Source organism: Bacillus sp. AP50 (genome assembly GCF_040492675.1).
Lineage (GTDB): Bacteria > Bacillota > Bacilli > Bacillales > Bacillaceae_G > Bacillus_A > Bacillus_A cereus.
Genome location: NZ_JBEUTW010000179.1, coordinates 1 through 12,779, shown reverse-complemented (window position 1 = coordinate 12,779; position 12,779 = coordinate 1). Strand labels below are relative to the sequence as shown.

Here is a 12,779-nt window from a genome sequence, read left to right as displayed (position 1 = left end):
AAAATAGTAAATTCGTTGCTTGTAGCACTTCAACTAGACTGTGTCCCCGAAAGTTAGAAAGGTCGGTTTGTTAAGTAGCCTCTAGGGAATGAGCCTAGTACAATACCGGATTCATTCCCTTTTATTTTTCCTTGATTCTTTCATGATTATAGTACTTTATATACTTTGCTAATTCTTGTTTGAATTCTGTTATACTTTCAAATTCTCTCGATACAGAAATAGACATACAAAAACGCCATTCTTTCTTATAAATCTACAGAAAGAATGGCGTATTCTTCAAAAGTGAGTTCCTTTATTGAAAAGCTTTAGTTCTATATGACAGATAAAAGGGCAAGCAATGCTAAAATAGCGAGAAGTCCTTGTTTCATGATAATTGATTTATTGGATGTGAGACCTCCGAAAATAGCTGCTACCCCACACAAATGATGAAAAATAATTGAATCATATAACCAATGGGATTGTTTCCAAGTATAAGTCCCCAAATGAGGCCAGCTGCTAAGAATCCATTATATAAACCGTTTACAAATTAATTGTCTAAGTATTTCTAAGTTTAAAGAGTGCAGTGTCTTCGTTTTTTATTGAATTAACTTTTACATGTTGGTTCAATATTTTCTATTCTCTTGGAACTTAGTTCTCGTTTACTTCTCACAAAAGCAATAAAATCTATTATCTCTTCTGTTGACAGTGCTTCTCCATCTACTAAAAGTGTTGCATCTGGATCGTTTAGGAGTCTTGTAATATCAATTACATCTTTGTTTTGATGTGAATGTTCAATTCGACCTAATATATAATCTACAGATGTATCAAATAAATCGGCTATTTTAGATAAAGATTGTAATGAAGGTAATCTATAACCATTTTCATAACCAGCATAGGTGCTTTTCGCAATCCCAAGTCGATCTGCTGTCTCTTGTAAGGACCATTTTTGATTTTTTCTTAATTTAGATAAACGTTCCAGCATTCGTCTCATACCCCATCTAATTTTATTAAATTAATTATAGCATAGAAAAAGAATCAAGAATAGAAAAAAAGTACGCGTATTGAATACAAAATCTTGATTAATTCAAATTAAGTTCTATAATGATAAATATAAATACGCATTACGCGAACGATATATCGTTGTTTATTTTATGGAGGGGTTGTGTATGAAGAAAATTTTATTACTTGCAACTGGTGGGACAATTGCATCTGTGGAGGGGAATGAGGGGCTTGTTCCAGGATTGTCTGCTGAGGAATTATTGAATTATTTTTCGAAGTCTTCTCGAAACTTAGAAATAGATTGCAAAATCTTAATGAATATTGATAGTACCAATATGCAACCTGAGCACTGGAAAGAAATAGCTAATGCTGTTTTTAATCACTATGATGACTATGACGGGTTTGTGATTACACATGGAACGGATACGTTAGCTTATACATCTTCCGCGTTATCTTATATGCTGCAAGGTTTAAGAAAACCAGTTGTTTTAACAGGCTCACAAGTACCTATTAGTTTTAAAAAGACAGATGCAAAGAAAAATGTAGCTGATGCTCTTAGATTTGCCTGTGAGGATGTTGGCGGTGTGTTTATTGTTTTTGATAGTAGGGTGATTATTGGGACGAGAGCAGTTAAAATGCGAACAAAAAGTTATGATGCATTTGAAAGTGTGAATTATCCATATGTTGCTGAGGTAAATGAAGATGAAGTGAAATATCATTGGAAGCCAACGTCCCCCCATAATGAACTTTCAATAAATACTAATTTATGTACGGATGTTTTTCTTATGAAATTGTATCCAGGTACAAAGCCAGAGATATTTGATTGCTTAAAAGATTTGTATAAAGGAATTATTATTGAAAGTTTTGGAAACGGTGGATTACCTTTTGAAGGAAGGAACTTGCTTTCGAAAATTCAAGAGTTGACTGAAATGGGGATTGCTGTAGTGATTACTACTCAATGCCTGGAAGAAGGAGAAGACATACTTCTCTATGAAGTAGGACGGAAAGTGGCACAACATCAAGTAATATTGTCTGGAGATATGAATACGGAAGCCATCATAGCAAAATTGATGTGGGCGCTTGGGAAAACTAATAAATTAGAAGAGATTAAAAAAATTATTGAAGAGCCTTTAGTCTACGATTTAACAATAAAATCTGATAAGGATTGGTAATGACTTCATATGATTTATTTAGGTTTTACATTTAATATGGGGGAGAAATTAAAATGGCAATGACAAACAAGAATATGCGAGTAGAGAATGATTTTTTGGGAGGAAAGGAATTACCTATTGAGGCATATTACGGAATTCAGACTTTACGCGCTGTTGAAAATTTCCCGATTACAGGGTATAAAATTCATGAAAGTTTAATTAGAGCGTTCGCAATTGTAAAAAAAGCAGCAGCGCTTGCGAATACAGATGTAGGAAGATTGGAATTGAACAAGGGCGGTGCGATCGCAGAAGCTGCTCAAGAAATTCTTGATGGAAAATGGCACGATCATTTCATCGTCGATCCAATCCAAGGCGGAGCAGGTACTTCAATGAACATGAATGCAAATGAAGTCATTGCCAATCGTGCTCTTGAATTATTAGGAATGGAAAAGGGAGACTATCATTATATTAGTCCAAATAGCCATGTAAATATGGCCCAATCAACAAATGATGCATTCCCAACGGCGATTCATATCGCGACGTTAAATGCATTAGAAGGCTTATTACAAACGATGGGTTATATGCATGATGTATTTGAATTAAAAGCAGAACAGTTTGACCATGTTATTAAAATGGGGCGTACACATTTACAAGATGCGGTGCCAATTCGTCTTGGACAAGAGTTTAAAGCATACTCTCGCGTACTTGAACGTGATATGAAACGAATTCAACAATCGCGTCAACATTTATATGAAGTAAATATGGGGGCAACTGCAGTTGGTACAGGCTTAAATGCAGATCCAGAATATATTGAAGCAGTTGTAAAACATTTAGCTGCAATTAGTGAACTACCGCTTGTTGGTGCAGAAGATTTAGTAGATGCGACGCAAAATACGGATGCTTATACTGAAGTATCTGCAGCACTTAAAGTATGTATGATGAATATGTCTAAAATCGCGAATGACCTTCGCTTAATGGCATCAGGTCCACGTGTTGGCTTAGCGGAAATTATGTTACCAGCTCGTCAACCAGGTTCATCTATTATGCCAGGGAAAGTAAACCCTGTTATGCCAGAAGTTATTAATCAAATTGCGTTCCAAGTAATAGGTAATGATCATACAATTTGCCTTGCTTCAGAAGCAGGACAATTAGAATTAAACGTGATGGAACCAGTACTTGTTTTCAACTTACTGCAATCGATTAGCATTATGAATAACGGTTTCCGTGCCTTTACAGATAATTGCTTAAAAGGAATTGAAGCGAATGAAGATCGCTTAAAAGAGTATGTTGAGAAAAGTGTAGGAATTATTACAGCTGTGAACCCTCATATTGGTTATGAAGCAGCAGCTCGCGTTGCGAAAGAAGCAATCGCGACAGGGCAATCCGTTCGAGAACTTTGTGTGAAAAATGGTGTATTGTCACAAGAGGACTTAGAATTAATTCTAGATCCATTCGAAATGACACACCCAGGGATTGCAGGAGCAATTCTTTTAAAGAAAAATTAAAAGAAGAGGGGGGACAAGTCCCTCCTCTTTGTTTACAATATAGGGATGTTATACGTGAATAGAGGTAGGGAGATTATAAGTAAGTATACAGTGGCGTTTAATGGTTCATAGAAACAACATTAAGAGGAGCAGAAATATGATCAACACCACTTTTAAATAAAGAGGATTTATTAAAATATCCTATCATGTTAACAACAAGTTTACATGAATCTTTATAAATAACTATGACCAACCATGAATCAATAGTTGGCCATAATGATCTTAAAGACCCATATCTTTTAATCCAGGACTATGCTCATTTGGTATTTCAGGAAGTTCTGGTACAGGAAAACCTTTTGGCGGGTCAGTTACTGCTAATGTTCCTTTGTTTCTACTTGGTGATTCACCTTGGAATATTTCTCCCATTCTTGTTGGATCTAAACTAAAATTAAATTGTGCGTTATGGAATCCCATGTCTACATACTTTCTGCACTCTGGGTATTTATTAATATCATAGTTGGGCACAGGGAAGAGTTTCCCCCATTCAACACCCAATGTCTCTAAAGCTTTTGCGAAAGCATTTTGATGTGCATTATCACGTACAATTAAAAATGCAAGTGTTTCTCTAAAAGTTTGATTGGAACTCATTTCATAAATTCTAGTTTTTTGAAGTACACCTGTAGATTCAAGTACTACGTTATCTAATAAATCGCTAATTAAGTTTCCATGACTATATACCCAAGAGCCATTCCATGGGTTGCCAGCTGCATCAACAGGCAATGAACTTTGAGCACCTACAATAAAGTGGTGAGGATTTGCATGTTTAACCGCTTCATCAAGTGGTGCTGTGTCAATACCAGCATTTCCTGGCGTAGGTTCACCAGATCCAGTTAATAGTTGATTAATTGTATGTTGTACAAGTTCTACATGGCTTATTTCCTCTAAAAAAACACCTCGAAGTAAATCACGATATTGCTTCTCTTTCCCTCTAAAATTTGAGCTTTGGAAGAAGTATTGCATCATTGTACGCATTTCGCCATAATGCCCACCTAATATTTCTTGTAAAACTTTTGCGGCAGCTGGATCTGGCTTGTCCGGCTTAATAATATTAATCAGTTCTTCTTTATAATAAAACATGAAGTACACCTCTTTTAAGTTAGTTAACATTGTTATCGTGTCCGCTGTTTGGTTACTTAATACTTTAATTCATGTTTTTACCAATTAATTATTATCTCAAAATGCAAAATTTTTGAAAATAACTATTTTAGATGTGAGATGAAAATAGGGGATAGATACTTAGCATTTAATAAAAAAAGATAAGATTACGAAATGTAATCTTATCTTTTCATTAAGAAAAATGAATTGTAGCTTCAAGGCTTCAGAATGACTTTTATACAATCATCTTCACGATTATTAAAAATTTGATAACCGTAGCTCGCTTCTTCAAGGGGGATTTTGTGTGTAATAATCTCTTTTGGATCAAATTCTTTATTTGTTATTTTTTTAAATAGTTCTGGCATAAAATGAATGACAGGTGCTTGTCCCATTTTAAGATTAATATTTCTAACCCAAAATGCTCCGAGTGGAAATGCATTATAATTGCCACCATAAACGCCAGTCATTTGAACCGTTCCATATTTTCTTACGGCTTTCGTAGCTATTTGAATAGGGCCGAGAGTTCCGCCTTGTAATTTCAATTTTTGTTCCAGAAATTCTAGTGGCGATTTTTTTCCATCCATCCCCACACAATCAATAACTACATCGGCACCACCATGTGTAATTTCCTTTAAATGTTCTCCCATATCGGGGGATTTTGTAAACTCAAATACCTCAACATTGTTAATCTTTTTTGCATAATTCATCCGATAATCTAAGTAATCCACTGCAATTACACGTTTAGCACCTTGCATCCAAGCAAATTTTTGTGTCATTAATCCAACAGGTCCACAACCAAGGACGATAACAGTATCACCGGGCTTAACGCCTGCGTTTATTACACTCCAATAGGCTGTAGGTAAAACATCTGATAAAAATAGTAGGGATTCATCTTCAAGCTCGCATGATTCCGGTATAACAAATGGAGTAAAATTGCCAAATGGAACTTTTAAATATTCTGCTTGTCCGCCTGGATGATTACCAAATTTCTCCGTATAACCAAAGTATCCACCAGAATCGTAATGAGGATTTGAGTTATCACATTGACTTTCCATTTCATGTTGGCAATAGAAACAATGTCCACAAGAAACGTTGAAGGGGATGACAACACGATCGCCTTTTTTCACTTTAGTGACATCTGGCCCGACTTCTTCAACGATTCCCATTGGTTCATGGCCGATAATGTATCCTTGAGGTAAGGGCATGTTACCTTGATATAAATGTAAATCAGAACCGCAAATAGCGGTTGAAGTAATTCTTACAATAATATCATCTTTTTTCTCTAACTTTGCATCATCAACTTGTTTAACTTGTACTTGATTTGGTCCTTGATAGGTTACAGCTTTCATCTCATATCTCCTTTTGGATTATGTCTCAAAACATAATTTTATTTAATCTCTTGGTGAAATAGAAATCTTTCTTTTATTTACTGAAGAGAATTAGGAAGTATACATAGTGTTGTTATGAAAGTATGTTATATCAGTTATTCTTTCTTATATGTTTTGCCCTACTTTAAGAAAAAAATCAATTTTTATTCATAATCTAATTTCCATAAAAAGGATAATTATTATTTCATAATTTGTAGCATATTAAAAACATCGGAGGTGAAATAAGATGGCAAACAATAATAGTGGAAGTCGTAATGAATTGTTAGTTCGAGGTGCTGAACAAGCTCTTGATCAAATGAAATATGAAATTGCACAAGAGTTTGGTGTACAACTTGGTGCAGATACAACAGCTCGTGCAAACGGATCTGTTGGTGGCGAAATTACAAAACGTTTAGTAGCAATGGCAGAACAACAACTTGGTGGTAGAGCTAACCGCTAAGTAAATTGGCTTAAAATATAGCAAATATGTAAATCAATTTCTTTTGTGTATTCATAAAAATAAAAAACCTTATATTAAACAGATACTCACTCAAAGATTATTGATAATCTTCTTTCATAATCTTTGAGTATTTAATTTGTAAACTACTTTCCTAAACAATAAACACGCGGTGTTGGAAAGGTGTTTTCCATGCATAGTAGAAAATCTTTTGCAGGAAAAAGCATACTTAAAAATTTGATTTCAATATTGAAATCAATATTTATTATGATATTTTCGAAAGGTAGGAATTTAAAAATGGGTATATTAAGTGGAAATCCTCAAAATGAACCGTTACATTACGGTGAAGTATTTGACATTTGGAGCTATCTTCTTGCTGCACAGGGTGCGATTGCAAGCCATCAAGTATTTATGAATCATACAGGTGATGAAGACTTGAAGAAGTTTTTAGAAGGCTTAATTGAAAATGATATGAATTCGGAAATAGAAGAATTAAAAGCTCTTTTAAAGATTAATGGGGTCGCTTTACCGCCTGCTCCTCCAGAACGACCAGTTGCATCTATCGAAGACATTCCTCCGGGAGCACGTATTAATGATGTTGAAATAGCAGCAGCTGTTTCTGCAGGATTAGCAGCTGGACTTGTGACATGTAGTCAAGTGATGGGAAAATGTCTTCGAGAAGATGTAGGGATGCTATTTGGCCAATTTCATATGAAAAAAGCGCAGGCAGGTGTAACTCTGCTACGTTTAAGTAAGAAAAAAGGGTGGGTAGTTCCACCTCCGTTACATGTAAGAAATTCTGATCAAGCTTAATAAACAAAAATAAAAAAGTGGCATTGGCCACTTTTTTATTTTTTAGATGTATCCTCAAGCTTGGATTTATTTATTGTGGAAGAATCTATATATTCATCTGATATTTCCATAGCATATTTATCATGATGAATATGATTGCGATTTTTTAATTCATCGTCGTTACGTAGCACTAGCCTCTTCATATAAATATGGAAGAAAACTTCTGTTCCACCAATAATTAAAGCGGCTATAAATGAAGAAAGTCCAATGTTACGAGTAGCATCTAAATTAGTAAACAAGGATGTTAGTAACCAAGTTCCGAAAAAGCTTAAGCCGAAATCTGCCATTGTAGCAATCATATTTCCGTATTTAGGTAAAATGAAGAGGTCTCCGATTAAATAGGCAGCTCCCGTAAGAAAAAGAGAAATTAGTAATACTCTAGGAATTGAAATGCCTTGAAAGATACTGAGCATGATTAGCAATACTGCAGTTATCGCTGTGTATTTAATTAATAAGGCAACAATATGTTTCATCATTTTCCTCCATTGTTTAAACGTATATGGAATACAATATTTCATTAAAAACGGATTATGCTTTTATATAGCGTAACCCGTTTTAATCACCCCTTAATGGTAAGAAGTACAACCTGGGTAAGAAGCAGGCTTATACTATGGATAGTATTTGCGGAATATCGAGCTTTATTCATAAAGGGTAGTTCCATTCTTATAATAGAGATGTTGCCTAAGTACAGTGTTTTTTCATATTAAACTTAATATTCGTTGGTGTTTTGATTCATTAATATAAAAATAAACAAAGTATTTCCGCATTTAATGCATCTTTTTATCTATATATTTTCCGTAATCAGGTACAGCAATTTTATCAAATTCTTGAACCAGTGTTTTGAGGCTCGTTGATAGCAATTCACCTGACATTGGTATCCCATGTCCAGTAATAGCGACTAGAGGCTTTAATTCTTCTAATTTAATGACTGATTCTTTAGCGGCTTTCCAGTCTGTTGTTAAATAACGAGGAGGACCGCTTATTTCCTGTTCTTGAGTTATTACTTTATACAGATACTCCTGTTTCACTGTAACAAAAGCGTCCCCAGCAATTAAAGTTCGGTCTTTCTCTCGGAATAATGAAATATGCCCAGGAGTATGCCCTGGTGTATGAATCCATCTAAACTCTGGCATATGGGGAACAGTTCCATCGATAGGTAGTGCTTTTACGCTATTTCCTAAATCAATCGGTTCATTAGGGAACAGGGGAGACATTTTCGCTACCATACCACCTTCAACTGTTGGATCTGGTTCAGGATAGCTTTGTTGTCCAGTCAAAAACGGTATCTCCATTTGATGGGCATAGACTGGAACATCCCAATATTTAATGAGTTCAATTATTCCTCCAACATGATCAAAATGCCCATGAGTTAAAATAATTGCTTTTGGACGGCTATTTGTACCAAATCGCTCCTCAGTAACAGAGATAATTTCATTTGCACATTTAGGCATTCCAGCGTCAACTAAAACAAAATCATCGGTATGCGGATTCCCAACAAAACATATGTTGACGATTTGAATCGTGTAGCAAAATAAATCAGGTAATACTTCGATGCCGTGACCACTTTCAATTGAAGTTTCTGGAATAAACTTGTAATCACTTCCATAATTCATTTCCTTGTTCACCTTTTGTCCCCCTTAATATGTTTCAATACGACATTATAGTTCCCTAATTTCTCAAATCCATTTTGGGGGATTTGAGAAAAGAATTAGTGGGGATTACAAAAAACAAAAATTAAGGTGGAGACATATCGATTTATATAAAGTGCAAACAGAAAATATTGATTTCACAAGTGTAGTTTTTACTATTTTTTGAGGAGGGGTTATGAGTTAATAAAAGGTTCATCTGAATATTTTAACGTAGGTTTATAAAGAATACAGAACAGTTTCTAATAGAAATTCATTAAATGAGGCGATTACTTGTACCGATGCTTTTCATAATCAAAGGATATTTAAGTTTTGTGATGTAATTGAGATTGATTAAATTATGCTTTTCAATAGCTATTAACAGCCCGTTCAGTGATACTAATATCTCTTACTAGCTATATGATATATTCTATTTTTTATCTAACTAACGCTCTTAGTGTAGTTTGTGTCCTTGCATTGAGTACTTCATGGTTTTTATTCATTTTCACATGTTTCATCCGAAAGAAAAACGGAAATCCCTTCTTTATTAGAGATAGGAAATTCCGGTTCATCTTTTTTATAAACAGTTCAATTGTATTTCAAATTCACATGATGATTCGGTAAATCACCTTGGATAAAGTAGGCTTTATTGATAGCGAATCTGTATTTCTTGATTGATTACCGCCTATTCCTCATACATCATTTTCCTCGTCATTCCACCGTCTACGACAAGGTTTATACCTGTAACAAAATCATTTTCGTTGGCTGTTAAATACAGACAGGCTCGTGCAATATCATCTGGTGTTCCTACACGCTTTGATAGGTGCTGTTCATGATCAATTTTACTTAATTTTGAATAATCTCCTGTTTCAATCCAACCTGGGGAAATAGCATTCACGGTAATCCTATCTTCGCTAAATGAGGCTGCGAGCGCATGTGTAATAGCAACGATCCCACCTTTTGTGGCAGCATAAGATTCTGAATTTGGCTCAGACATAATCGCCCTTGTAGAGGCAATATTCACGATAGATCCACCTTCTTTGTTATGACGCATATACTTTGCTGCTTCACGTGAACCCAAGAAAACGCTTCTTAGGTTTGTGCTTATTACATCGTCCCATTCTTCTAGCGAAATATCGTAAGGAGACTTGAATAACTCTTTTCCTGCATTATTAATTAAAATATCTATCTGACCGTATGTTTGATTAGCTACTTCCATTAATCGAATAATATCTGTTTCCAGCCTTACATCTGTTTGTACGAAAAGTGCTTCTTTACCCTGTTCTTTCATCTTAGTAACTGTTTTTGCACCTGCTTTTTCGTCTATATCTGCTAAAATAACATTGGCCCCTTTTTCTGCATAATGTAAAGCAATTCCTCTCCCGATTCCATTTCCAGCCCCTGTTATGATCACTGATTTATTAGAAAAATCCATTGTAATTACACTCCTTTTAAAAAAATATAACGTCTTTATTTTTTAATATAACATACAAAAATTATCCTTCTGCATAAGCAATAGTTAATTGATTATACCAGTATTTTTATTCTTCACTAATAAAAGGAGTAATTATCTTTTTTTCATAAGAAGATAACACAATATTCGTTGATGGCGTACCATATTGCATTGAATCATCAATAAATTGTTCTAAACTTTCTACAGAATGTGTTGCTATTTTGACAATATAGCTAATTTCTCCTGCTACTCTGTAACACTCAAGTACATCTGGATGATTGTAGCAAAAGTTAGATAATGATTTACAATTTGTTGATTTAAACAGTATAAGTGCAGAAATTGGACGATTTATTTTTTTTAGAGAAACATGTGCATGGTAACCTTCAATAATTTGTTGTTCCTCTAACTTTCGTACTCGCTCAGTTACTGACGGGGAAGATAAGTGAACCGCTTCCGCTAAATCCTTCATTGAAATTTTTGCATTTGACTGTAATAGTCCCACGATTTTTTTATCAATTTGATCCATAAATTATCCAACCTTTTTTTATAAAATAGAATAACCTAAATTCTTTATAAAATAAAGAAAAACAATCAAATATCCTTGTTGAACTTATTTATCAGCCTTCTATACTTGTATAAAATAAGGGTAGAAGGAGGCGGTTTACGATATGAAAAAGATTTTATTATTATTAGCTGACGGGTTTGAAGCAGTAGAAGCTAGTGTATTTACAGATGTACTAGGCTGGAATAAATGGGAGGGAGATGGATCAACCGAGGTCGTAACAGTTGGTCTTCGGAATAAATTAACTTGTACTTGGAATTTCACTGTCATACCGGAAAAAACGGTTGATGATATTCAATTAGATGAATTTGATGCACTAGCTATTCCAGGAGGATTTGAAGAGGCTGGTTTTTATCGGGATGCATACAGTAGAGAATTCTTACATGTTATTCAACATTTTTATGCCAAGCAGAAGCCTATTGCCAGTATTTGTGTTGCATCATTAACGCTTGGAAAAAGTGGAATTCTTGTAGGTAAAAAAGCTACCACATACAGTCATCCGACGAGTAAACGAAAAGAGCAGTTAAAGAATTTCGGTGCAATAGTACAAAATGATTTAATAGTACAAGATGGAAATATTATTACATCATCAAATCCAGGCACAGCTTTTGATGTTGCGTTTTTATTACTTGAAAAATTAACATCTAAAAAGAATGCTGAACATGTAAAGGATCTTATGGGATTTTAGGCATTTATCTTCTTATGAGTTTTTGATGCTTGCTAGAAGTAATGTGAAAAGTCGCCGTGCTCTAGTTCTATTTGCTGAACCCGAGGAAAAAGAAAAAGGGTTTGATTATTACAATACTTATAATAGGAGAATTTTTATGATTATAACACTTTTCACATATATTTTGTTAGGTTTATCTTTAGCAATACCCGCAGGTGCTATGACAGTCCAAATGACTAAACAAGGAATGAGAAATGGTTTCGTACATGGTTGGTTTGTAGGTATAGGAGGAATGACTGTAGATTTATCTTTAATCGTCCTGATTTATCTAGGGTTCTCTAGTGTATTAACCAATCCATGGGTAGAAACAGTTATGTGGCTCCTAGGTTTTATATTTTTAATGTTTATTGGAATAGAAAGCATTAAAGAAGCAAAGTCGGAAGTTAACATAGATGGAGAAGATCCTAATAAATCTTTATTATCAGCTTATTTATCTGGTTTTATGATTGCTATATCACCGGCTAATATTGTATTTTGGATAGGGGTCTTTGGCCCGGTTCTAGTTTCTTCATTAGGTAATGCAAGTACATCTACATTTATATTAATAGCTGTAGGTATTTTATTAGGTATCTTTATGCATGATATGATCTTATTAAGCTTTGTTCATTTTACTAGACGTTTTCTAAATCCAACCTTTATTAAAAGAGTATCTATATTTGCCGCAATAGTCCTATTCGGATTTAGTGGTTATTTTGGTTACGAGTTTATAAAACAAGTAATGACTTTTATCTCAAAAGCATAGTTCTTATAAACTTAAATAGGGTGGTTATAAGGTAAATGAAAAAGATACGTATTTTAAACGTAACATAATTGTAAATATGTTATATCACGTAGGCAACCCCTTAGGAATTCATTGATTCCTGAGGGGTCTTTAAATTCTTTACACGTAGCCTCTACTATAATTGATGGTGTATGAGCTTAGCTCAATAGCGATGGGGTACTACCCGCATTTTAACGAAAATATACGC

General features: G+C 34.4%; 13 protein-coding genes and 2 pseudogenes. 6 read left to right on the top strand and 9 right to left on the bottom strand.

The annotated features are described in order from the left end of the window. Positions 1-121: 121 nt before the first annotated feature. The 3 genes and pseudogenes from ABWK52_RS15220 to ansR form a co-directional block, all read right to left on the bottom strand. Positions 122-208 (bottom strand): annotated as a pseudogene (locus ABWK52_RS15220) (IS3 family transposase); the annotation flags it as partial. Between the two features lie 103 nt (positions 209-311). Continuing rightward, positions 312-517 (bottom strand): annotated as a pseudogene (locus ABWK52_RS15215) (DUF1304 domain-containing protein); the annotation flags it as partial. Positions 518-583: 66 nt separating this feature from the next. Next, a complete protein-coding gene (gene ansR / locus ABWK52_RS15210; RefSeq protein ID WP_000893567.1) occupies positions 584-961 on the bottom strand; it encodes an HTH-type transcriptional regulator AnsR in 378 nt (125 codons plus the stop codon). A 184-nt stretch (positions 962-1,145) separates the two neighbouring features. Here ansR and ansA point away from each other — a divergent pair, with 184 nt between their 5' ends. Next, the gene (gene ansA, locus ABWK52_RS15205; RefSeq protein WP_000722296.1) at positions 1,146-2,150 is read left to right on the top strand and encodes an asparaginase; all 1,005 of its coding nucleotides are present in this window, start codon (positions 1,146-1,148) and stop codon (positions 2,148-2,150) included. 53 nt (positions 2,151-2,203) lie between these two features. Further along, a complete protein-coding gene (gene aspA / locus ABWK52_RS15200; RefSeq protein WP_098281187.1) occupies positions 2,204-3,634 on the top strand; it encodes an aspartate ammonia-lyase in 1,431 nt (476 codons plus the stop codon). Positions 3,635-3,895: 261 nt separating this feature from the next. On the opposite strand, the gene ABWK52_RS15195 is transcribed toward aspA, so the two are convergent. Continuing rightward, positions 3,896-4,750, bottom strand: a complete 855-nt coding sequence (locus ABWK52_RS15195) for a manganese catalase family protein (RefSeq protein WP_097998663.1) — start codon at positions 4,748-4,750, stop codon at positions 3,896-3,898. Between the two features lie 233 nt (positions 4,751-4,983). Beyond that, a complete protein-coding gene (locus ABWK52_RS15190) occupies positions 4,984-6,117 on the bottom strand; it encodes a zinc-dependent alcohol dehydrogenase (protein WP_098542004.1) in 1,134 nt (377 codons plus the stop codon). Between the two features lie 265 nt (positions 6,118-6,382). Here ABWK52_RS15190 and sasP point away from each other — a divergent pair, with 265 nt between their 5' ends. Beyond that, positions 6,383-6,595 (top strand): small acid-soluble spore protein, SasP family, encoded by a 213-nt coding sequence (gene sasP, locus ABWK52_RS15185; RefSeq protein WP_000002840.1) that lies wholly within the window; start codon positions 6,383-6,385, stop codon positions 6,593-6,595. 294 nt (positions 6,596-6,889) lie between these two features. Next, positions 6,890-7,405: a DUF3231 family protein gene (locus ABWK52_RS15180; protein WP_002101091.1), complete on the top strand. Its 516-nt coding sequence runs from the start codon at positions 6,890-6,892 to the stop codon at positions 7,403-7,405. Between the two features lie 35 nt (positions 7,406-7,440). On the opposite strand, the gene ABWK52_RS15175 is transcribed toward ABWK52_RS15180, so the two are convergent. From ABWK52_RS15175 to ABWK52_RS15160, 4 genes are all read right to left on the bottom strand, one after another. Continuing rightward, positions 7,441-7,917 (bottom strand): YndM family protein, encoded by a 477-nt coding sequence (locus ABWK52_RS15175; protein WP_000680670.1) that lies wholly within the window; start codon positions 7,915-7,917, stop codon positions 7,441-7,443. A gap of 294 nt (positions 7,918-8,211) precedes the next feature. Continuing rightward, a complete protein-coding gene (locus tag ABWK52_RS15170) occupies positions 8,212-9,069 on the bottom strand; it encodes an MBL fold metallo-hydrolase (RefSeq protein WP_353771977.1) in 858 nt (285 codons plus the stop codon). 685 nt (positions 9,070-9,754) lie between these two features. After that, a complete protein-coding gene (locus tag ABWK52_RS15165; protein ID WP_000347900.1) occupies positions 9,755-10,504 on the bottom strand; it encodes a glucose 1-dehydrogenase in 750 nt (249 codons plus the stop codon). Positions 10,505-10,610: 106 nt separating this feature from the next. Beyond that, positions 10,611-11,048 carry an Lrp/AsnC family transcriptional regulator gene (locus ABWK52_RS15160; RefSeq protein WP_000372089.1) on the bottom strand — a complete coding sequence of 146 codons (438 nt, stop codon included), beginning with the start codon at positions 11,046-11,048 and terminating at the stop codon, positions 10,611-10,613. 142 nt (positions 11,049-11,190) lie between these two features. On the opposite strand from ABWK52_RS15160, the gene ABWK52_RS15155 reads away from it, so the two are divergent. Together ABWK52_RS15155 and ABWK52_RS15150 are read left to right on the top strand one after the other, a co-directional pair. After that, positions 11,191-11,772 carry a DJ-1/PfpI family protein gene (locus ABWK52_RS15155; protein WP_000722336.1) on the top strand — a complete coding sequence of 194 codons (582 nt, stop codon included), beginning with the start codon at positions 11,191-11,193 and terminating at the stop codon, positions 11,770-11,772. A gap of 136 nt (positions 11,773-11,908) precedes the next feature. After that, positions 11,909-12,553: a LysE family translocator gene (locus ABWK52_RS15150; RefSeq protein ID WP_000587494.1), complete on the top strand. Its 645-nt coding sequence runs from the start codon at positions 11,909-11,911 to the stop codon at positions 12,551-12,553. Positions 12,554-12,779 lie beyond the last annotated feature (226 nt).